Annotated in this window: 16 protein-coding genes; 11 read left to right on the plus strand and 5 right to left on the minus strand. The window is 63.5% G+C overall.

The window, feature by feature from the left end:
- Window positions 1-12: 12 nt before the first annotated feature.
- Window positions 13-2,307: a 5-methyltetrahydropteroyltriglutamate--homocysteine S-methyltransferase gene (gene metE / locus U5A58_RS22840; protein ID WP_321963114.1), complete on the minus strand. Its 2,295-nt coding sequence runs from the start codon at window positions 2,305-2,307 to the stop codon at window positions 13-15.
- 127 nt (window positions 2,308-2,434) lie between these two features.
- On the opposite strand from metE, the gene U5A58_RS22845 reads away from it, so the two are divergent.
- The 3 genes from U5A58_RS22845 to U5A58_RS22855 all read left to right on the plus strand — a co-directional run bounded on the left by U5A58_RS22845 (window position 2,435) and on the right by U5A58_RS22855 (window position 6,278).
- Window positions 2,435-3,343, plus strand: a complete 909-nt coding sequence (locus U5A58_RS22845; protein ID WP_321963115.1) for a LysR family transcriptional regulator — start codon at window positions 2,435-2,437, stop codon at window positions 3,341-3,343.
- Between the two features lie 238 nt (window positions 3,344-3,581).
- Window positions 3,582-4,532 carry a choline ABC transporter substrate-binding protein gene (locus U5A58_RS22850; RefSeq protein WP_321963116.1) on the plus strand — a complete coding sequence of 317 codons (951 nt, stop codon included), beginning with the start codon at window positions 3,582-3,584 and terminating at the stop codon, window positions 4,530-4,532.
- A gap of 99 nt (window positions 4,533-4,631) precedes the next feature.
- The gene (locus tag U5A58_RS22855; protein ID WP_415774071.1) at window positions 4,632-6,278 is read left to right on the plus strand and encodes an APC family permease; all 1,647 of its coding nucleotides are present in this window, start codon (window positions 4,632-4,634) and stop codon (window positions 6,276-6,278) included.
- Between the two features lie 170 nt (window positions 6,279-6,448).
- On the opposite strand, the gene betA is transcribed toward U5A58_RS22855, so the two are convergent.
- Genes betA through betI form a run of 3 tightly spaced genes read right to left on the minus strand, consistent with a single transcriptional unit; the run spans window position 6,449 to window position 10,291 of the window.
- Entirely contained in the window at window positions 6,449-8,176 is a 1,728-nt protein-coding gene (gene betA, locus U5A58_RS22860) for a choline dehydrogenase (RefSeq protein WP_321963117.1), read from the minus strand.
- Window positions 8,177-8,187: 11 nt separating this feature from the next.
- Window positions 8,188-9,657: a betaine-aldehyde dehydrogenase gene (gene betB, locus U5A58_RS22865; protein WP_321963118.1), complete on the minus strand. Its 1,470-nt coding sequence runs from the start codon at window positions 9,655-9,657 to the stop codon at window positions 8,188-8,190.
- 19 nt (window positions 9,658-9,676) lie between these two features.
- Window positions 9,677-10,291 (minus strand): transcriptional regulator BetI, encoded by a 615-nt coding sequence (gene betI / locus U5A58_RS22870; RefSeq protein WP_321915407.1) that lies wholly within the window; start codon window positions 10,289-10,291, stop codon window positions 9,677-9,679.
- Window positions 10,292-10,637: 346 nt separating this feature from the next.
- On the opposite strand from betI, the gene U5A58_RS22875 reads away from it, so the two are divergent.
- The 8 genes from U5A58_RS22875 to fdhA all read left to right on the plus strand — a co-directional run bounded on the left by U5A58_RS22875 (window position 10,638) and on the right by fdhA (window position 20,463).
- Window positions 10,638-11,780 carry a porin gene (locus U5A58_RS22875; protein WP_321915406.1) on the plus strand — a complete coding sequence of 381 codons (1,143 nt, stop codon included), beginning with the start codon at window positions 10,638-10,640 and terminating at the stop codon, window positions 11,778-11,780.
- Between the two features lie 203 nt (window positions 11,781-11,983).
- Window positions 11,984-13,369: an L-serine ammonia-lyase gene (locus U5A58_RS22880; RefSeq protein WP_321963119.1), complete on the plus strand. Its 1,386-nt coding sequence runs from the start codon at window positions 11,984-11,986 to the stop codon at window positions 13,367-13,369.
- A gap of 38 nt (window positions 13,370-13,407) precedes the next feature.
- The gene (locus U5A58_RS22885; RefSeq protein WP_321915404.1) at window positions 13,408-14,652 is read left to right on the plus strand and encodes a sarcosine oxidase subunit beta family protein; all 1,245 of its coding nucleotides are present in this window, start codon (window positions 13,408-13,410) and stop codon (window positions 14,650-14,652) included.
- 13 nt (window positions 14,653-14,665) lie between these two features.
- On the plus strand, window positions 14,666-14,989 hold the full coding sequence (locus U5A58_RS22890) for a sarcosine oxidase subunit delta (RefSeq protein ID WP_321963120.1): 324 nt from the start codon (window positions 14,666-14,668) through the stop codon (window positions 14,987-14,989).
- Window positions 14,986-17,994 carry a sarcosine oxidase subunit alpha family protein gene (locus U5A58_RS22895; RefSeq protein ID WP_321963121.1) on the plus strand — a complete coding sequence of 1,003 codons (3,009 nt, stop codon included), beginning with the start codon at window positions 14,986-14,988 and terminating at the stop codon, window positions 17,992-17,994. Before U5A58_RS22890 ends, U5A58_RS22895 begins: the two co-directional genes overlap by 4 nt.
- On the plus strand, window positions 17,984-18,619 hold the full coding sequence (locus U5A58_RS22900) for a sarcosine oxidase subunit gamma (RefSeq protein ID WP_321963122.1): 636 nt from the start codon (window positions 17,984-17,986) through the stop codon (window positions 18,617-18,619). Before U5A58_RS22895 ends, U5A58_RS22900 begins: the two co-directional genes overlap by 11 nt.
- A complete protein-coding gene (locus U5A58_RS22905; RefSeq protein WP_321963123.1) occupies window positions 18,616-19,107 on the plus strand; it encodes a dihydroneopterin aldolase in 492 nt (163 codons plus the stop codon). Before U5A58_RS22900 ends, U5A58_RS22905 begins: the two co-directional genes overlap by 4 nt.
- 159 nt (window positions 19,108-19,266) lie before the next feature.
- On the plus strand, window positions 19,267-20,463 hold the full coding sequence (gene fdhA / locus U5A58_RS22910) for a formaldehyde dehydrogenase, glutathione-independent (protein ID WP_321963124.1): 1,197 nt from the start codon (window positions 19,267-19,269) through the stop codon (window positions 20,461-20,463).
- Between the two features lie 570 nt (window positions 20,464-21,033).
- Here fdhA and U5A58_RS22915 read toward each other — a convergent pair.
- A complete protein-coding gene (locus tag U5A58_RS22915; RefSeq protein WP_415764745.1) occupies window positions 21,034-22,059 on the minus strand; it encodes a GlxA family transcriptional regulator in 1,026 nt (341 codons plus the stop codon).
- Window positions 22,060-22,260: the final 201 nt, after the last annotated feature.

The raw sequence follows: 22,260 nt of genomic DNA on the forward strand, positions 1-22,260 counted from the left end.
ATTTTGGCAAACTTATTGCAGCTGGCTGCGCAGCGCCTTGGCAGCAGCAACCATGTTGGTCAGCGCAGGAAGCACCTCCGCCCACTGCCGCGTCTTCAATCCGCAGTCCGGATTGACCCATAGGCGCCCAGCCGGAATACGCTCGGCGGCCTTCTGCATCAGTTGCACGATGTGCGCTTCGGTCGGGATATTCGGCGAGTGAATGTCGTACACACCCGGTCCGATTTCGTTCGGATACTTGAAGTTGTCGAACGCGTCGAGCAGTTCCCTATCCGAGCGCGACGTCTCGATCGTAATGACGTCCGCATCCATATCGGCGATCGACGCGATGATGTCGTTGAACTCCGAATAGCACATATGCGTGTGGATCTGCGTTTCGTCTTCCACGCCGTTCGCCGTGATGCGGAACGATTCCACGGCCCAGCGCAAATACTCGCCCCACTGTGCGCGGCGCAGCGGCAGACCTTCGCGCAGCGCGGCTTCGTCGATCTGGATCACGCCCACGCCGGCCTTCTCCAGGTCGAGCACTTCTTCGCGAATGGCGAGCGCGAGCTGGTAGCACGAGACCGAACGCGGCTGGTCGTCACGCACGAAGGACCAGTTGAGGATCGTCACCGGACCCGTGAGCATGCCCTTCATGGGCTTGTTCGTGAGCGATTGCGCGTAGGTGATCCATTCCACGGTCATTGCCTTCGGGCGGCTGATGTCGCCGAACAGAATGGGCGGTTTCACGCAGCGCGAGCCGTACGACTGCACCCAGCCGAACTGGCTGAACGCGTAACCGTCTAGCTGCTCGCCGAAGTATTCGACCATGTCGTTGCGCTCGGCTTCGCCGTGCACGAGCACGTCGAGGCCCAGTTGCTCCTGCTCGCGCACGCTGCGCTCGATTTCGGCGCGCATGGCGGCCTCGTAGCCCACGTTGTCGAGCGCGCCGCTTTTGAACTGGCTGCGCGCCTGGCGGATCTCCGCCGTTTGCGGGAACGAGCCGATCGTCGTGGTCGGGAAGGCGGGCAGCTTCAGGCGTGCGGCCTGTTTCGCGGCGCGCTCGGCGTAAGCGTGCTGGCGATTGCCGAGCTGCGCGTCGATGCGGGCGATCGCGGCCTTCACCGCGGAGTTGTTCACGCGCGGCGACTGGCGGCGCGCTTGAACGGCGGCGGCGTTCGCGGCGAGTTCGGCGGCGACCTTGTCGCGGCCACCATTCAGCGCCGTGGCGAGCACCTTTACTTCGTCGAGCTTTTGCAGCGCGAAGGCGAGCCACGAACGGATTTCGGCATCGAGCTTTTCTTCGCTCGCGAGATCCACCGGCACGTGCAGCAGCGAGCACGACGGCGCGATCCAGAGGCGCTCGCCCAATTGCTTCGCGAGCGGCTCGAGCCATTCGAGCGCCGCGTTCAGGTCGGTCTTCCAGATGTTGCGGCCGTTGATCGCGCCCACCGAAAGCACGCTCTGCGCAGGCAACTTTAGCGCAGCCAGTGCGACTTCCGTGCGGGCGTTGATCGCGTCGATATGCAGGCCGTCGACGGGCAGTGAGCACGCGATGTCTAGATTGTCCTGTAGTTCGCCGAAGTACGTGGCCAGCAGCAGCTTGACGCTGCGCAGCTCGAACCCCTCATAGGCCGTCGCAAATGCAGTGCGCCATGCCGGATCGAGTTCGGTCACGAGTATCGGCTCGTCGATTTGCACCCACTCGACGTCCATCACGCGGAAGTAGTCGAGCAGCGCGCGATACACGGGCATGAGGCGCGGCAGCAGCGCCAGCTTGTCGGAATCGTCCTTGGCTTTGCCGAGCCACAGATAAGTGAGCGGCCCGATGATCACGGGCTTGGCCTTCACGCCCAGCGCGCGCGCTTCGCGCAGCTGTTCGGAAAGACGCGACGTGTCGAGGTTGAATTGCGTATCGGCCGTGAATTCGGGGACGATGTAGTGATAGTTCGTGTCGAACCACTTCGTCATTTCGCTGGCCGCAACGCCGCCGCAGCAAGCGGCATGGTCCTCGGCGCCATGGGCCGAGCGGCCGCGCGCCACGCGGAAGTAGTTGTCGAGCTTGTCGCCGTGGAAGCCCTGCACGCGCCCGGGCAGGTTGCCGAGCGTGAAGCTCATGTCGAGCACCTGGTCGTAGAACGCAAAGTCGCCGGCAGGCACGAAGTCGAGACCCTTCTGGTTTTCCCAATGCCGTGCGCGCAGTTGCACGCCAAGCGCTTTCAGTTCGTCGCGCGAAGATTCGCCCTTCCAGTAGCGTTCCAGACCGAATTTGAGCTCGCGTTTCGCGCCGATGCGCGGGAAGCCGAGATTGTGCGTGGTGACCATGTACGTTGCCGTCCGAAATGAAGGTGCTGAAAACGATCCAGAGTGGCAGCGATCATAGAGGTATTCGAAGATGAATAAAAATGGCATTATTTCATCCATCCATTAGTTTTCTTCATCTGTTCTTTCCATGCTCGAACGTGTTCATCTTGTCATCGTCCGCGAAGTCGACCGCCAGGGCTCGCTTACCGCAGCCGCGGAGTCGCTTTTTCTCACGCAGTCGGCCCTAAGCCACACGGTCAAGAAAATCGAGCAGCAGCTCGGCACCCCGATCTGGGACCGTGAAGGCCGCAGCCTGCGGCTGACGCAGGCCGGGCAGTACCTGCTGTCATTGGCCGAACGGCTTTTGCCCCAGTTCGAACTCGCGGAAGAGCGCATGAAGCAGTACGCGGCGGGCGAGCGCGGCACGCTGCGCATCGGCATGGAATGCGCGCCGTGCTATCAGTGGCTGCTCAAGGTGGTGTCGCCGTATCTGGCACGCTGGCCCGATGTCGACGTGGACGTGAAGCAGCGTTTTCAGTTTGGCGGCATCGGCGCGTTGATCGGCTATGACATCGACGTGCTCGTCACGCCCGATCCGCTCATTCGGCCCGGACTGCGTTTCGATCCGGTATTCGACTACGAACAGGTGCTGGTGGTCGCCGAAGACCATCGGCTCGCGAACGTGCGCTATGTGAAGCCGGAGCAGCTGATCGACGAAACGCTCATCACGTATCCCGTGGATACCGACCGGCTGGATATCTACAACCAGTTTCTGCGGCCCGCGAGCATCACGCCGCGCCGTCACAAGACGATCGAAACGACCGACATCATGCTGCAGATGGTCGCGAGCCATCGCGGCGTGGCCGCGTTGCCGCGCTGGCTTGCGGAAGAGTACGCGGACCGCATGCCGCTTGCGATCGTGAAGCTCGGCAAGCAGGGCATTGCGAAGCAGATCTTTCTCGGCACGCGGGAGGGCGACGCCGTGGTCGATTACCTGAAATCCTTCGTCGAATTCGCGCGCGACCCTGTCTGGCAAACGCCCCGCGTGCAAGGCTGATGCCGCGCGGCGCATGTAAAGCCTTACGTTTTTAAAATGAAAGGAATGCAGCCTAAGTTCGTATATTGATCGTTCAATTAACTTAAAGCTGCTGTTCTGGGGGCTTCGCGGGAATCGCTTGTCGCTTCTGCGCAATTGCTCGTCGCAATTGCTACGTTAGCCGGCTTTTTGCCGGACAACTATGTGTCATGAGACTTCATGACCCAGCGACGCAGTTCGATTCCTCGAGGAGATGACGATGTGCCGATTCCCCCTGCTTAAGATAGGCGCGCTCGCGTGCGCCGCAGTCCTCAGCGCCAGCGCCTTCGCGGCCGATCCCGCCGCGTGCAAGGACGTGCGTTTCGCCGACGTGGGCTGGACCGATATCGCGGCGACCACGGGCGTTGCATCGACGATTCTCGGGGCGCTGGGCTATACGCCGACGAAAACGATCGCCTCGGTGCCGATCACGTTCGCCGGGCTCAAGAGCAAGCAGATCGACGTATTCCTCGGCTACTGGTCGCCGACCATGGACCCGATCATCGAGCCCTTTACGAAAGCGGGCTCGATCAAGGTCCTCTCGACGCCGAATCTCACGGGCGCGAAATACACGCTGGCCGTGCCCGATTATGTCTACCAGGGCGGCCTGAAATCGTTCCAGGACATTGCGAAATTCGCGGACAAGCTGCAAGGGCGCATTTACGGCATCGAACCCGGCAACGACGGCAACGCGCTGATCCAGAAGATGATCGGCGCAAACCAGTACGGCCTCGGCAAATTCAAGCTCGTCGAGTCGAGCGAGGCGGGCATGCTCGTGCAGGTGAACCGCGCCGTGCGCGAGAAGCAATGGATCGTGTTCCTCGGCTGGGAGCCGCATCCGATGAACGTGCAGATGAAGATCGACTATCTCTCGGGCGGCGACGACGTGTTCGGGCCCAATTACGGCGCGGCGCGCGTGCTGACCGCCGAACCGCCCGACTATGCGGCGCGCTGCCCGAATGTGGCGAAGTTCGTCTCCAATCTGCAGTTCACGACCGCCATCGAGAACCATTTGATGGTGCCGATCGCCAACAAGGAAGACCCCAACAAGGCCGCCGCCGACTGGCTGCGCGGCAATCCGCAGGTGCTCGACAACTGGCTCGCCGGCGTGACCACGCTGGACGGCAAGCCGGGCCTGCCTGCCGTGCGCGCCTCGCTGGGCGTGCATTGACGTGCCCTGGTCCGCGGTGAAAGCCGCGGACCACCCTGCGGTACATCCCTATTTGCGCGGCAATTTTGGTTGATTAGCGTTCAAAAGAGGAGGAGGCAGATGGAGCAAGCGGGAATTGGGACGCACGGCGCTGAGGAGAGCGCCGCACGAGGCGGTCATGGCCATGCGCTGCAGCGCGGCCTTACATGGAAAGATGCGTTCTGGGTGACGAGCGGCGTGCCCGCGGGCGTGCTGTTTACGATTGGCGGCGTATGCGCGACGATCGGCCAGCCAGCCTGGGCCATCTGGATCGCGTCGATCACCATGGGCCTCGTGCAAAGCGCCACGTACGCCGAGATTTCAGGGCTCTTTCCGCATAAATCGGGCGGTGCTTCGGTGTACGGAGCAATCGGCTGGGTGCGCTACAGCAAGATGATCGCGCCGGTTTCCGTGTGGTGTAACTGGCTCGCGTGGTCGCCCATGCTCGCGCTGGGCTGCGGACTCGCCGCGAACTACGCGCTCGCCACGCTGTTTGCGCCCGAGGCGGCCATCATGCAGTGGCACTGGACGCTCGCGAACCTCGACTTCATCAAGCCGGGTCTCACCCTGCGCATCAACGCCACCTTCCTGATCGCAGCGGCGTTCCTGCTCATCACCTTCCGGCTTCAGCATAGCGGCGCTTCCAAGGCCGCGAAAACGCAGAAGATTCTGGGCATCGCCTCGCTCACGCCGCTTTTGATCGTCGGACTCGTGCCGTTCGTCACGGGTGACGTGCCTGCAAAACATCTGTTTCCGCTGCTGCCGCTCGGGCACGATGCGCACGGCAATCTCACGGCATCGGTTTTCGGCGCCTGGAACGGGCAGGGCGTGGTCATGGCGCTGGGCGCGATGTTCATGGCGGGATGGGCATCGTACGGCTTCGAGACGGCGGTGTGCTATACGCGCGAGTTTCGTGACCCACGGCGCGATACGGCGAGGGCGATTTTCTGGTCGGGCGCGCTTTGCCTCGTCGTCATGACGCTCGTGCCGCTCGCGTTTCAGGGGTCGCTCGGCACCGCGATGATGCTCGATCCGCGCATCGGCGACGGCACGGGCGTGGGCACCGCCATGGCCGCAATGGTGGGCGGCGGCGCCTGGGTGGGCAACGCCGTGGTGGTCATGCTCATGCTGTCCATTTTGCTGATCGTGATGACGTCGATGATGGGCTCATCGCGCACGCTCTATCAGGCTTCAGTGGATGGCTGGCTGCCGCGCTACCTCTCGCGGGTGAACGAGCACGGCGCGCCGACGGCGGCGATGTGGACCGATCTCGGCTTCAATCTCGTCCTGCTCGCGATGTCCGACTATATGACGGTGCTGTCGATCTCGAACGTCTGCTACATGTTGTTCGTCTTCCTGAATTTGCAGTCGGGATGGATTCACCGCATGGACCGTGGCGCGTGGGCGCGTCCGTTTCGTTGCCCGACGTGGCTGCTCGCGCTCGGTGCGCTGTGCGGGTATGCGAACCTCGTGTTCGTCGGTGCTGGCGCCAATCTGCAAGGAGAGGGGACGCTGCGCGATGGCCTCATTGCGATGCTGCTGATCGTGCCGGTGTTTGCATTCCGGCATTACTGGCAGGATCGCGGGCGTTTTCCGGCGGGCAGTGCGCTCGATATGGAAGTAAGCGTGCCGGCGCGCAGCCGGTGGTTGAATCTCGCGCCTTATGGCGCGCTCGTTGCGGCGGCGCTGACGATTGCGGTTTCGCATTGGCTGGCCGCTTCGGTCTGAGCTGGCTTCAGTAGTCGGCGTCAGTAATTGGCTTCAGTGTTGGCGGCATCATGCGGGCTAGTTGCCCGTGTGGTGCCGCTTTTTTGTTGCCTTGCGCGCACACGGGCTGAAGGCAACAAAAAAAGCGGCGCGCTGATCGCCGCGCGCCGCCTCTGGCCGATAAGCGGTTCTTAAAGCGTCACGGCGCGTACTTTCTCCGCACGCGCCGCGCCATTCGCCGCGGACAATCCCGCACCCCGAGCCGGCGCCCCGTTCGCCACGAAATACGGCGCATGCGAACGCGCCAGCGCGTCACGCCCGCGAATCCGGTCCGCAATCTTCTCCGCGATCATGATCGTCGGTGCGTTGAGGTTGCCGGTGGTAATGCGCGGCATGATCGAAGCATCCACGACGCGCAGCCCGTCAACGCCATGCACGCGGCCTTCGCCGTCCACCACGGCCATATCGTCGTAACCCATCGCACACGAACACGACGGGTGATAGGCGGTTTCCGCGCGGTTGCGCACGAAAGCATCGATCTCTGCATCGGTCTTGAGCGCCGCGCCAGGGTTCAGCTCACGCCCGCGAAAACGGTCGAGCGCAGGCTGCGCAATGATTTCGCGGGTGATGCGGATGGCGTCGCGGAACTCGCGCCAGTCGAGCGCTTCGGCCATGTAGTTGAAGAGAATCGACGGATGCTGGCGCGGATCGCGCGAGCGCAGCTTCACGCGCCCGCGGCTCGGCGAGCGCATCGAGCCTACGTGCGCCTGGAAGCCGTGCATCTTGATCGCATTGCTGCCGTTGTAATTGATCGCAACCGGCAGAAAATGATACTGAAGGTTCGGCCACGGATCGTCGTCGCGCGTGCGGATAAAGCCGCCCGCCTCGAAATGATTGCTCGCGCCAATACCGGTGCCGCGCAGCATCCATTCAATGCCGATGGCCGGTTGATTGCGCATGAGCAGCGCAGGGTAGAGCGAGACCGGTTCCTTGCACGCGTACTGCATGTACATTTCCAGGTGGTCCTGAAGATTCTGACCCACGCCCGGCAGATCGAGCACAACGGGAATGTCGAGTTCGCGCAGCCATGCGCCAGGACCGACGCCCGAGCGCTGCAGAATTTGCGGCGAGGCGATCGCGCCCGCGCACAGCAGCACTTCGCGGCGCGCATAGCGCGTCACGCGTGCGGGCCCATCGAGAAAGACAACGCCGCACGCCCGCTTGCCGCTGAACAGAATGCGGTCCGTCACGGCATGCGTGACGATGTCGATGTTGGGCCGATGCTTTGCCTGATCCAGATAGCCGCGCGCGGTGCTCGCGCGCCGGCCTTTGGCGGTCACGGTGCGATCCATCGGCCCGAAGCCTTCCTGGCGGTAGCCGTTGAGGTCGTCGGTGCGGGCGTAGCCTGCCTGCACGCCGGCTTCGATCATCGCTTCGAAGAGCGGATTCACGCCCGGCTTGCTCGTCGTCACGTGAACGGGACCTTCGCCGCCGTGATAATCGTTCGCGCCGACGTCGCGCGTTTCGGCCTTGCGGAAATAGGGCAGGCAGTCCAGATAGCTCCAGTTTTCCAGGCCTTTGCGCTCGGCCCAGCCATCGTAGTCGAGCGCATTGCCGCGTATGTAGCACATGCCGTTGATGAGCGACGAGCCGCCCAGCCCCTTGCCGCGCCCGCATTCCATGCGCCGGTTGTTCATGTGCGGCTCGGGGTCGGTTTCGTAGGCCCAGTTGTAGCGGCGCCCTTGCAACGGGTACGCGAGCGCCGCGGGCATTTGCGTGCGGAAATCGAAGCGGTAGTCGGGGCCGCCCGCTTCAAGCAGCAGCACCGTCGCGTCGCGGTCTTCGGTGAGGCGCGCGGCGAGCACATTGCCCGCCGACCCTGCGCCAATGATGATGTAGTCGTACTCTTGCGCTGCCATGCAGGACTCCCTCAGAAAACGGGCTGATACGGTCCCAGTTCCACCTGGACGGATTTGATGCGCGTGTAGTGTTCGAGCGTCGTGATGCCGTTTTCGCGGCCCACGCCCGATTGCTTGTAGCCACCCACGGGCATTTCGGCGGGCGACTCGCCCCACGTGTTGATCCAGCAGATGCCGGCTTCGAGCCGATGAATCACGCGGTGCGCGCGCGAAAGGCTTTCCGTCACGACGCCGGCGGCCAGGCCGTACAGCGATTCGTTGGCGCGCGCGATGACTTCGGCTTCGTTGGCGAAGGCGAGAATGCTCATCACCGGGCCGAAAATTTCTTCCTGCACGATGCGCATGTCGTCGCGGCAGCCGGAGAACACGGTGGGCTGCACGTATTGACCGCGCGCGAACTCGCCCTGGGTGAGGCGCGCACCGCCCGCGATCAGCCGCGCGCCTTCGCGCTTGCCGCTCTCGATGTAGCCGAGCACCTTGTCGAGTTGCGCGGCGCTCGCGAGCGGCCCGAAGTTGGTGGCGGGATCGGCGGGATGGCCCACACGGATGCGCTGCACGCGTTCGAGCACACGTGCTTCGAACGCGGCAATCACGGATTGGTGAACGAACACGCGCGTGGCGTTGGTGCACACCTGGCCGGCACTGAAAAAGTTGGCGGTCACGGCGATATCGGCGGCGCGATCGAGGTCGGCGTCTTCGAAGACGATGAGCGGCGACTTGCCGCCGAGTTCCATCGTGACTTCCTTGAGCGTGGAGCCGCCCGCCGCCGCCATGACCCTCTTGCCCGTTTCGACGCCGCCCGTGAAAGAAATCTTTTCGATGCCGGGGTGCATGCTCAGCATGGCGCCCACGCGGCCGTCGCCATGCACCACGTTGAACACGCCCGGCGGCACGCCCGCCTCGATATAAATCTCGGCGAGTTTCGAAGCCGAAAGCGGGGTGATCTCGCTCGGCTTGAAGATCATTGCATTGCCGGCCGCAAGCGCAGGCGCCGACTTCCAGCAGGCGATCTGCAGCGGGTAGTTCCACGCGCCGATGCCGGCCGTGACACCCAGCGGCTCGCGCCGCGTGTAGACGAACGAGGTCTCGCGCAGCGGAATCTGCTGGCCTTCCAGCGCGGGTGCGAGACCCGCGTAGTACTCGATCACATCCGCGCCGGTGACGATGTCCACACTGCGCGTTTCGGCGATCGGCTTGCCCGTGTCGCTCGTTTCGAGCGCCGCGAGTTCGTCGTTGCGCTCGCGCAGCAGCTCGACCGCGCGCCGCAGCACGCGCGAGCGCTGCATCGCGGTCATGGCCGCCCAGACGCGTTGGCCGGCGCGCGCCGATTGCACCGCACGGTCGATGTCGGCGGCGCTCGCGTGTTGCACCGTGGCGAGCCTCGTGCAGGTGGCGGGATCGTAGGTGTCGAAGGTCTCGCCGCTGGTGGCGTCGGTGTAGGCGCCGTCGATAAAGAGGCGTTGCAGGGGAAAGAGAGACATCGATAGGCTCCGGGCCGGGTTATTTGGCCGACTTGCCTGAGCGCGGCTTCGCGCGCGCTTCGAGCAGCAGGTCGATGTAGTCGTTGGCCACGCGCAGCGCGGCCTTCGTGTCGAACGGTTCGCCCGTGAGCGCGCCGCGCAGCCACAGGCCGTCGATCAGCGCGGCGAGCCCGCTCGCGGCGCGCCGGGCCGCGGCGCCTGGCAGCACCTTCTCGAACTCCGCGCAGAGGTTCGAATGCAGCCGCCGCGTGTTGACGCGCTGCAGCCGGCGCAGCGCGGGCTGATGCATGCTCTCGGCCCAGAACGCGAGCCACGTCTTCATGACGGGCGAGTTCACCTGCGAAACGTCGAAGTTGGCCGCAACGATGGCGCGCAGGCGCGCGCGCGGCTCGTCTTTCGCGGCGAGGCGCCTGCGCACCGTGGCTTCCCAAAGGTCGTGCAGCACGTGGCGCATGGTGGCTTCGAGCAGGCCGTCCTTGCCGCCGAAATAGTGACTGACGATGCCGGTGGAAATTTTCGCGTGCTGCGCGACGGTGGCGAGCGTCGTGCCCGAGAGACCCGACTGGTCGATCGATTGCAAGGTGGCGTCGATGAGTTGCGCGCGACGCACGTCGCGCATTCCGATCTTGGGCATGGGGATTCCGGGCAATGCGGGAAGGTTTCCACTCTAGGTATTTTTTATTGAATGTTCAATCAATAAAAACGTAGAAATGGCGGGATCGGCGGATTTTACAAAGTCCGCGTCGGATTACCGATGATCGCGACCGCGCAATGCCTCGCGAGGCCCGCCACACAACGGTTTGCGCCTGTTTTTCAGGCCTTTTTTCGCTGCCGGCGTGTCGCGTTAGCGCCAGCGCGTGTCGTGTCTGCGCAAGTCGGGTGAGATTTGGACTTGTACGTTTTGATCCACCGCGCAAGACGCCACGCGCTTTCTGTGCGGCCCGACAACCTGTATCGCCAGACAAGAGAGACCCGACATCATGAGAAAACCGAATGCGGTGGCACTGAGCGGCATCGCGATGGCATTGAGCGCTGTTTCGACCGCAAGCCATGCCCAAAGCAGCGTCACCCTGTACGGGATCATCGACGCAGGCGTGACGTACGTGAGCAATGCGGGCGGTTCGCATCAAGTGAAATTCGACGACGGCATTGCGCAGGCGAACCGCTGGGGCCTCAAGGGCACCGAGGATCTCGGCGGCGGGTTGAAGGCCGTGTTCCAGCTCGAGAGCGGCTTTCACCTTGGCAACGGGCAGATCGCCAACGGCGGCTCGCTTTTCGGCCGTCTCGCTTATGTCGGACTCCAGAACGATTGGGGCACGCTCACGTTCGGCAATCAGGCCGACATGACGCAGGAATTCGTGTATCTCTACAACGTCACGGCGTGGGCGAGCGGCTACGCGATCAACCAGGGCGACTTCGACCGCATGAACGGCGACCATCTGCCGAACGCCGTGAAATTCATGTCGAACACGTTCGGCGGATTCCAGTTCGGCGGCATGTACTCGTTCAGCAACACGCCCGGCGACTTTCACACCGGCAGCGCCTGGAGCGCGGGCGCACAGTACCAGAACGGCCCGTTCGCGATGGGCGCGGCCTACACCCAACTCAACAACCCGTCGGGCATTTACGCGTTCGACCCGTACAACATGATCGGCGTGCGCACGTTCTTCGGCAGGCCGACCGTCAGCGTCGATCCGGCCACGGGCGCGGTCAGTTCGCTCTATAGCGAGACGCCGTTCCCCGTCGACAAGCAGGCGACCTTCGGCACCGGCGCGAGCTACGCGATCGGCGACGTCACGTTGATGGCCGCTTTCACGTACACGCAGATCAAGGCGTTCGGCGAGAGCGAGCACATGCAGGTGGGCGAGGGTGGCGCGAACTGGCAGGTCACGCCCGCGTTCAGCGTGGCGGGCGGCTACCAGTACACGCACTTCGACGGCCACCACTGGAACCAGATTTCGGCGGGCCTGCACTACCTGCTTTCGAAGACCACCGACGTTTATCTCTCGGGCGACTGGCTCAAGGCCTCGCAAGGTGTGGACGCGGTGATCGGCTACAGCTTCACGCCTTCTTCGACCACCACGCAGGCCGATGTGCGCGTGGGCTTGCGGCATTCGTTCTGACCGCGCAGACGGATGTTTTTCCACCGCAAGACCTCGGGAAAACCCGCGGTGCAACCCTGGCGCAACGCGCGCCCGAGTTGCCCGAAGCCCCGTCTGGCGGGGCCGTCCAACGGCGATGGCGTTTTTGTTCTATCGGCTGCCACGGCCTCTTTGGTCTACTTGCACTCAAGCTCATCCATGCGCTCAGCGCGAAGGGAAGTCAGATGAACGTCAGCGTTTTCGACCTGTTCAAGATCGGAATCGGTCCGTCCAGCTCGCATACGGTCGGCCCCATGGTCGCTGCGTGCCGCTTCGCGTCCCATATCGAGGACGCCAATCTGCTCGCCTTTGTGCGTCGCGTCAAAGTCGAGCTGTACGGCTCGCTTGGCGCGACGGGCAAGGGCCACGGCACCGACAAGGCCGTGCTGCTCGGCCTCGAAGGCAACTTGCCCGACTCGGTCGATCCCGACCAGATCGAGCCGCGTCTGGCCGCCATTCGCCGCGAGAAGACGCTCGTGCTGCTCGGCAAGCAGACCGTCCGCTTCGACGAAAAGGAGTGCATCGGCTTCTTTCGCAAGACAATGGGCGGCGCGAACACGCTGCACTCGAACGGCATGCGCTTTCAGGCCTTCGACGAAAACGGGCAGTTGCTCGTTGAAAAGGAGTACTACTCGGTGGGCGGCGGCTTCGTCGTGAATCGCGACGGCGACCGCGTCAACGGCGTGCGCAGCGGACGTGAAGTGCCCTATCCGTTCCGCACGGGCGATGATCTGCTGCACGTATGCAGCGAGAGCGGGCGTTCGATCGCCGAAGTCACTCTCGCAAACGAGTGCGCCGCACGCTCGCCGGAAGACGTGCGCGAAGGTCTTCTCGCGATCTGGCGCGCGATGGCCGCCTGCGTGGAGCGTGGCTGCAAGATGCACGGCGAACTGCCGGGCCCGATGCAGGTGAAGCGCCGCGCCGCCGATCTCTCGGTGCATCTGCGTTCGCGCTCGGAAGAATCGTTGCGCGATCCGCTTTCCATGCTCGACTGGGTCAACCTCTACGCGATGGCCGTGAACGAGGAGAACGCCGCGGGCGGCCGTGTCGTCACCGCGCCCACGAACGGCGCGGCGGGCGTGATTCCCGCGGTGCTGCACTACTACGTGAAGTTCGTTGCGGGCGCAAACGAAGACGGTATCGCCAACTTCCTGCTCACGGCTGCCGCCATCGGCATCATCTACAAGGAAACGGCGTCGATTTCAGGCGCGGAAGTGGGCTGCCAGGGCGAAGTGGGCGTGGCGTGCTCGATGGCGGCGGCGGCGCTTGCGTCCGTGATGGGCGGCACGCCTGCCCAGGTGGAGAACGCCGCCGAAATCGGCATGGAGCACAACCTCGGCATGACCTGCGACCCGGTGGGCGGCCTCGTGCAGATTCCGTGCATCGAGCGCAACGCGATGGGTGCGATCAAGGCGATCAACGCCGCGCGCATGGCGCTCAAGGGCAACGGCGAGCACTACGTCACGCTCGACAACGTCATCAAGACGATGCGCGAGACGGGCGCCGACATGAAGACGAAATACAAGGAGACGTCGCGCGGTGGTCTCGCCGTGAACGTCATCGAGTGCTAACGCAAGCTAATGGTAACGCGCAACAAGGGGTCTGCGAGATGAGCCGCTATTCGATATTCAGTCTGTTCCGCAACGGGTTGTCGTATCACGAGAACTGGGAGCGGCAGTGGAGAAGCCCGGAGCCGAAAAAGGAGTACGACGTCGTGATCGTCGGCGGCGGCGGGCATGGTCTCGCAACGGCCTATTACCTCGCGAAAGAGCACGGCGTGAAAAACGTCGCGATTCTGGAGAAGGGATGGATCGGCGGCGGCAATACGGCGCGCAACACGACCATCGTGCGCTCGAACTATCTGTGGGACGAGTCGGCGGCGCTGTATGAAAAGGCGATGAAGCTCTGGGAAGGGCTCTCGCAGGACCTCAACTACAACGTGATGTTCAGCCAGCGCGGCGTGATGAATCTCGCGCACACGCTGCAGGACGTGCGCGACACTGAGCGGCGCGTGAACGCGAACCGCCTGAACGGCGTGGACGCCGAATTCCTTACGCCCGAGCAGATCAAGGAAATCGAGCCGACCATCAACCTCAATAGTCGCTACCCCGTGCTGGGCGCCTCGATCCAGCGCCGCGCGGGCGTGGCGCGCCACGACGCCGTGGCATGGGGCTTCGCGCGCGGCGCGGACCAGCACGGCGTGGACATCATTCAGAACTGCCAGGTGACGGGCATTCGCCGCGACGGTGCGCGAGTGACGGGCGTGGATACGTCGAAGGGTTTCATCAAGGCGAAGAAGGTTGCCGTGGTGGCGGCGGGCAATACCACGACGCTTGCGGACATGGCGGGCGTGCGCTTGCCGCTGGAAAGCCACCCGCTGCAGGCGCTGGTTTCCGAGCCGATCAAGCCGGTGGTCAACACCGTCATCATGTCGAACGCGGTGCACGCCTATATCAGCCAGTCCGATAAGGGCGATCTCGTGATCGGCGCGGGCGTGGACCAGTACACGGGTTTTGGCCAGCGCGGCAGCTTCCACATCATCGAGGGCACGTTGCAGGCCATCGTCGAAATGTTCCCGGTGTTCTCGCGCGTGCGCATGAACCGGCAGTGGGGCGGCATTGTCGATGTCTCGCCGGACGCCTGCCCGATCATCAGCAAGACCGACGTGAAGGGCCTCTATTTCAACTGCGGCTGGGGCACCGGCGGCTTCAAGGCGACGCCGGGCTCCGGCTGGGTGTTCGCGCACACCATTGCAAAGGACGAGCCGCATCCGTTGAACGCGCCGTTCTCGCTGGACCGCTTCTATAGCGGCCATCTGATCGACGAGCACGGCGCAGCCGCCGTCGCGCACTAAGGGAGACCACACCATGTTGCTGATCGAATGTCCGTGGTGCGGTCCCCGCGCCGAAGTCGAGTTCACCTGCGGCGGCGAGGCCGACATCGCGCGCCCGCTCGACACCGACAAACTGACCGACGAAGAATGGGGCGACTACCTTTTCATGCGTCACAACCCGCGCGGCGTACACAAGGAGCAGTGGTTGCACGCGCAGGGCTGCCGCCGCTGGTTCAAGGCGACGCGCGACACCGTCACCTACGAGATCCAGAGTTACGAGACCTTCGGCGCGCCGAGTGTGAAAAATGCGGCGGCAAATGAAGCGCAAGGCAACAAGCAAGGGAGCACGCAGCGATGAGCCAGAAGAACCGCCTGGGCGCCGGTGGGCGCGTCAACCGCGCGATTCCGCTGAACTTCACGTTCAACGGCCGCACGTATCAAGGCTTCCAGGGCGACACGCTCGCCTCCGCGCTGCTCGCCAACGACGTGCATTTCGTCGCGCGCAGCTTCAAGTACCATCGCCCGCGCGGCATCATGACGGCGGACGTGGCCGAGCCGAACGCCATCGTGCAACTCGAGCGCGGCGCGCATACGGTGCCCAATGCTCGCGCGACCGAAGTCGAGCTTTACCAGGGGCTCATTGCGACGAGCGTGAACGCCGAGCCCAGCCTCGAAAACGATCGCATGGCGATCAACCAGAAGTTCTCGCGCTTTTTGCCGGCGGGCTTCTACTACAAGACCTTCATGTGGCCGCGTAAATGGTGGCCGAAATACGAAGAAAAGATTCGCGACGCCGCGGGTCTCGGCAAAGCGCCCGAAGTGCGCGACGCCGACCGCTACGACAAATGCTTCGCGCATTGTGACGTGCTCGTGATCGGCGGCGGCCCCGCGGGTCTTGCGGCCGCCCATACGGCGGGCGCGAGCGGCGCACGCGTGATTCTCGTGGACGACCAGCGCGAACTGGGCGGCAGTCTGCTGTCGTGCAAGGCCGATATCGACGGACGTCCCGCATTTCACTGGGTCGAGAAGATCGAAGCCGAACTCAGGCAAATGCCCGACGTGAAGATCCTTTCGCGCAGCACGGCTTTCGGCTACCAGGATCACAATCTCGTGACCGTCACGCAGCGTTTGACGGAGCATCTGCCGGTTTCCACGCGCCAGGGTACGCGCGAACTGTTGTGGAAGATCCGCGCGAAACGCGTGATTCTCGCAACGGGTGCGCATGAGCGTCCTATCGTGTTCGGCAACAACGATCTGCCGGGCATCATGATGGCGTCGGCGGTGTCGACGTATATCCATCGCTATGGTGTGCTGCCGGGCCGCAATGCCGTCGTGTTCACGAACAACGACGCGGGCTACCGCTGCGCGCTCGACCTGAAGGCATGCGGTGCGACCGTCACCGTGGTCGATTCGCGCTCGCAGGGCAACGGCGCATTGCAGGCCGCCGCGCGCCGCCAGGGCGTAAAGGTAATGTACAACGCGGCCATCAACTGCGCGCATGGCAAGCAGCGCGTGAGTTCGGTCGATGTGGTCGGCTACGCGAACGGCCAGGCCGGCGCGCAGCAGGGCACGCTCGCATGCGATCTCGTTGCGGTGTCGGGCGGCTTTAGCCCCGTGCTGCACCTGTTCGCGCAGTCGGGCGGCAAGGCACACTGGAGCGACGCGAAGGCGTGCTTCATGCCGGGCAAGCGCGTGCAGGAGGAAGTGAGCGTTGGCGCGGCGGTGGGCGAATTCGGCCTGGCCCGCGCACTCACGCAGGGTGTGGACGGCGGCATCGACGCGGTCAAGTCGCTCGGCTTCCCGGTCAAGCGGCCCACCGTGCCGAAGGCCGCCGAGGTTGCGGAAACGCCGCTTGAGGCGCTGTGGCTCGTCGGCAGCCGCAAGGACGCGGCGCGCGGGCCGAAGCAGTTCGTCGACTTCCAGAACGACGTTTCGGCCGCGGACATTCTGCTCGCCGCACGCGAAGGCTTCGAGTCGGTCGAACACGTGAAGCGCTATACGGCCATGGGTTTCGGCACCGACCAGGGCAAGCTCGGCAATATCAACGGCATGGCGATTCTCGCCAGTGCGCTCGGCAAGACGATTCCCGAAACGGGCACGACGACGTTCCGCCCAAATTACACGCCCGTCACGTTCGGCACGTTTGCGGGGCGCGAACTCGGCGACATGCTCGACCCGATCCGCAAGACCTGCATTCACGAATGGCACGTGCAGCATGGCGCGGAATTCGAGGACGTGGGCAACTGGAAGCGCCCGTGGTACTACCCGAAGAGCGGCGAGAATCTGCACGCAGCCGTGAAGCGCGAGTGCCTTGCGGTGCGCAACAGCGTGGGCATTCTCGATGCCTCTACGCTCGGCAAGATCGACATTCAAGGCCCCGATGCCGCGAAGCTGCTCAACTGGGTGTACACGAACCCGTGGCTCAAGCTCGAAGTGGGCAAGTGCCGCTACGGCCTGATGCTCGACGAAAACGGCATGGTGTTCGACGACGGCGTGACGGTGCGCCTCGGCGAGCAGCACTACATGATGACCACCACGACGGGCGGCGCCGCGCGCGTGCTCACGTGGCTCGAACGCTGGCTGCAGACCGAATGGCCCGATATGAAGGTGCGTCTGGCTTCTGTCACCGACCACTGGGCGACGTTCGCCGTGGTCGGCCCGAAGAGCCGCAAGGTGCTGCAGAAGGTGTGCAAGGACATCGACTTCGACAACGCCGCATTCCCGTTCATGTCGTATCGCAACGGCACGGTCGCGGGCGTGAAGTCGCGCGTCATGCGCATCAGCTTCTCGGGCGAGCTGGCCTATGAGGTGAACGTGCCGGCCAATGCGGGCCGCGCCGTGTGGGAGGCGCTGATGGAAGCGGGCGCCGAGTTCGACATCACGCCTTACGGCACGGAAACGATGCACGTGTTGCGTGCGGAGAAGGGCTACATCATCGTGGGCCAGGATACGGACGGGTCGGTTACGCCATTCGACCTCGGCATGGGCGGCCTGGTTTCGCAGACGAAGGACTTCCTCGGCCGGCGCTCGCTCAAGCGTTCGGACACCGCGAAGGAAAACCGCAAGCAGTTCGTCGGACTGCTAACGGACGACGCGCAATACGTGTTGCCCGAAGGCGGCCAGATCATCGCGCCCGACGCGCAGGCGCGGCCCGATGGCACGACGCCGATGATCGGCCACGTCACGTCGAGCTATTACAGCCCGATTCTCCAGCGTTCCATTGCGCTCGCGGTCGTGAAGGGCGGCTTGAACAAGATGGGCGAGCGCGTGGTGATTCCCATGGCCGATGGCCGGCGCGTAAGCGCGCAGATCGCAAGCCCGATTTTCTACGACACGGAAGGAGTGCGTCAGCATGTTGAATGAAACGAAGGACCCCCTGCCGGTCGCGGAGCGCATCGTTGGCGTGCGCCTCGAGTCGCCGCTCGTCGGCGCAGCGGATCTGATCAAGGCGCAGGAAGGGCGCGCCTCGAAGGCGTTCGCCATGCGCGAACTGCCGTTCCGCGACCTCGTGAACGTGCGCGGCGAATTGAGCGACCCGGCGTTCGTCGCGGCATTCGCCAGCGTAGTGGGCTGCGAGCCGCCCGCCGCGCCGAACACCGTCGCACGTAGCGACCAATACGACGTGCTCTGGCTCGGGCCCGATGAATGGCTCGTGCGCTCGCTCGCACCCGTGCAAACAGGCATGCTCGAAGCGAAGCTCGTCGCCGTGCTTGGCGAAGCTTATGCGGCGGCGGTGGACGTCGGCAGCGGCAGCACCGTGGTCGAGATCGAAGGCACGCGGGCGCGCGACGTGCTCTCACGCGGCTGTCCGCTCGATCTGCATCCGCGCCTGTTCAAGCCGGGGCAATGCGCGCAGAGCGTGTATTTCAAGGCGTCGATCGTGCTGATACCCACCGGGGACGACCGCTTCGAAATCGTCGTGCGCCGCAGTTTCGCCGATTACTTCTGCCGCATGATGGTCGACGCCGCGGCGTCGGTCGCGCCATGAAGATCGTCGATGCGGCGTTCGAGCCGGCGCTGGGTGCGATCGGTGCGCTCAGCCCGCACGACGAGCCGCGCGGGCGCGGCTGGAGCGTGTTCGTCGAAGCGTTGAGCGTGCCGGCGCGCATCGGCATTTATCCGCACGAGCACGGCGCGCCGCAGCCGCTCGTGATCGACGCGCAGCTCGGCTATCGCTGCATGCCGCGCGAAAAGAGCGCAGCAGGTGAAGCGGGCGACTGGATCGACTACGACGGCTATTGCACCCGTCTTGCGGATTTTCTTGGGCGCAAGCCGCATACGCGGCTGCTCGAAACGCTGGTGGCGGACATGGCGGCGTTTTCGTTTCGCGAATGGCCCGCGCTGGAAACGCTCAGGCTCGCGGTGCACAAGCCGAAGATCCGGCCGGGCACGCGGCGTGTGGGCGTGGCGCTCGACTGGACACGTACCGACTATCGACTATGGATTCGGGCCGATGGTGGCGGCCAAAACGCGTAGCCCGATGTCGGTGCAAAGCAAAGGCGCGTCGTTTTTTGTACATCGTCGTATGCGGCGGGCAGGCTAACCTCGAAGCATCGTTACCTCACGCGAAAGCTCGCGCGAGGAGCGCTATCTAGTGAGCAGCGTTGCGAGCTGCATCAAACAGGAGACAGCGAGATGAGCGGTAATCGAGGCGTCGTGTATCAAGGTCCGGGCAAGGTCGAGGTGCAGAACATCGCGTATCCGAAGATGGTCGATCCGAGCGGACGCTCGATCGGCCATGGCGTCATTCTGAAGGTGGTCAGCACGAACATTTGTGGCTCGGACCAGCATATGGTGCGCGGACGTACGACGGCGCCCGTCGGCCTCGTGCTGGGCCACGAAATCACGGGCGAAGTGGTGGAAGTGGGCAACGACGTCGAAACGCTGAAGATCGGCGACCTCGTTTCTGTGCCGTTCAATGTGGCCTGCGGGCGTTGCGCGATGTGCCGCGAGCAGCACACAGGCGTGTGCCTGAACGTGAATCCCTCGCGCGCGGGCGGTGCATATGGCTACGTCGACATGGGTGGCTGGATCGGCGGCCAGGCCGAATACGTGCTCGTGCCGTATGCCGATTTCAACCTGCTGAAGTTCCCGGACCGCGATCAGGCCATGTCGAAGATCCGCGATCTCACGTGCCTCTCGGATATTTTGCCCACGGGCTATCACGGCGCGGTGACGGCGGGCGTGAAACCGGGTTCGACTGTTTATATCGCGGGTGCGGGGCCGGTGGGGATGGCGGCGGCGGCATCGGCGCGCCTGCTCGGTGCGGCTTGCACGATTGTTGGTGACATCAATGCGGAGCGTCTTGCCCATGCGAAGGCGATGGGCTTCGAAGTGGTCGATCTTTCGAAGGACGCGACGCTCGGCGAGCAGATCGAACAGATTCTTGGCAAGCCGGAAATCGATTGCGCGGTGGATTGTGTGGGCTTTGAAGCGCACGGGCATGGCGCTTCCGGTCATGCGGAAGAGGCACCGGCTACGGTGCTCAATTCGCTGATGGAAATTACGCGGCCGGCGGGGATGATCGGGATTCCGGGGCTTTACGTGACCGATGATCCGGGTGCGCGCGACGTGGCTGCACAGCATGGGAGTTTGAGCATCCGCTTTGGGCTTGGCTGGGCCAAGTCGCATACGTTCCATACCGGGCAGACGCCCGTGCTCAAATACAACCGCAATCTCATGCAGGCGATTTTGTTTGACCGGTTGCCGATTGCCAAGATCGTTAATGTGTCGGTTATTTCGCTTGATGAGGCGCCTGACGGCTATAAGAAGTTTGATGGTGGTGCGCCGCGGAAGTTTGTGATTGATCCGCATGGGTTGTTGGCGGCGTAGGTTTTTTTGTCGCCGGTTCCTGGGGCTTTGGCCTTTCCTTGTTTTCGCGGCGGTATGCATGCGTTGCCCCTGTGCGGGGCGGCACCTACTTTTCTTTGCAGCGGCAAAGAAAAGTAGGCAAAAGAAAGCCGCTCAAACCGCCAGCGCCAGCCACAGTTCACATCGCGGCACGAAAGGTTAATGGCTCCGGAGCGTCTGTCGTCTCGCACCACCGAACTCAGTGACAAGGCGCTCATCCTTCCGGCGGCGCTACGCGCGCCGAAGGGCATAGCTCAAAACCATTGGGGCGCGGGAGTTCTCGCAAAGCTGACTCGTACCCCTGGTTCCCCTTGCAGACCCGGCCGCTGCGCGCGTAGCGAGCAGCGGGAGCGGATGAGCGCTTTGTCACTAACGGGAATGGTGCGAGGTGACAGACGCTCCGGAGCCATTAACCTTTTGTGGCGCGATGTGAACTGTGGCAGGCATTAGCGGTTTGAGCGGCTTTCTTTGCCTACTTTCTTTGCCGCTGCAAAGAAAGTAGGTGCCGCCCCGCACAGGGGCAACGCTGGCATACCGCCGCGAACACAAGTTTCAAACATGCACAGTGGCAGGCGCAACAAGAGCCGCAGCAGGCGTATCCACCCCAGAAAGCGGCGCGATCCGCTTCCGCCTTTCGCCGGTAGGCGCATTCCCAAACGCATCCCGATAGCTCTTGCTGAAGTGACAGGCCGACTGAAACCCGCAGGCCATCGTAATCTGCATGATCGACATATCGGTCTGCAGCAGCAGCTCGCGTGCACGGCGCAAGCGCAGCGTCAAATAGTAATGAGTCGGGGTCATGCCAAGATGCTCATGAAAGAGCCGCTGCAATTGCCGCTGCGACATATTCGCAAGACGAGCAAGCTCCTCCCGCGAGAGCGGCTCCTCGATATTGTTCTCCATGAGCGAGATGACTTCGAACAGCGACTTGTTCGCCGAACCGAGCCGGGCAACTAGCGGCATGCGCTGCTGAGCCGAAGTATCGCGCACATGCTCCACAACGAACTGCTCGGCGATCTGCGTCACGCGTGCAGTCCCCACACGCGCCGTGATGAGGTGCAGCATCATATCGAGCGGCGCAACGCCACCCGTGCAGGTCACGCGGTCGCGATCAATAACGAAGAGCTCCTTGAGAAACCGCGTGGACGGAAACTCTTCCTTCAGCGCCGACATGTTCTCCCAGTGAATTGCACACGCATACCCGGCCAGCAGCCCGGACTTCGCGAGTGCATAGGTCCCCGTGCAAAGGCTGCCCAGCGCAACCCCCATGCGCGCAAAGCGGCGCAACGCAGCGAGATGCGCCGCCGTGGTGGCGCGCTGCACGTCGATGCCGCCGCAAACGAACACGATATCGGGCTGCCCCACACATTCGGCCGGGCCGGTGTCGATGGAAAGCCCATTGCTCGACGTGACCGGGCCGCCCTCCGGGCTGATGATCGACCACCTGTAAAGCGGCTGCCCGCTCAGGTAATTAGCCATACGAAGGACTTCGATAGCGTTCGTAAACGCGATCATCGTGAAGTCGGGCAGCGGCATGAACGCGAAGTGCGCGAACGACGCTGTGCGATCCGGCAGCATGGGGGACGATTCCTTGTGATCGGTAGCCTTGTGCCCAGTGGGGGCCCGGTCAGGCCCGGGGGGCCGGCTACGCTACCGCAATTTTCGAATTTGGCGGGTCCAGTGTGCCATGCGGCAAAACCCTGAGTCATCTGGACAAAAATGCCAAACGTGGAAAAGAACGAGAGTGCGGGATTGGTGCACTGCGATGCACGATAAATA

Origin of the sequence: Paraburkholderia sp. J7 (assembly GCF_905220155.1) — a bacterium.
Taxonomy (GTDB): Bacteria; Pseudomonadota; Gammaproteobacteria; order Burkholderiales; family Burkholderiaceae; genus Paraburkholderia.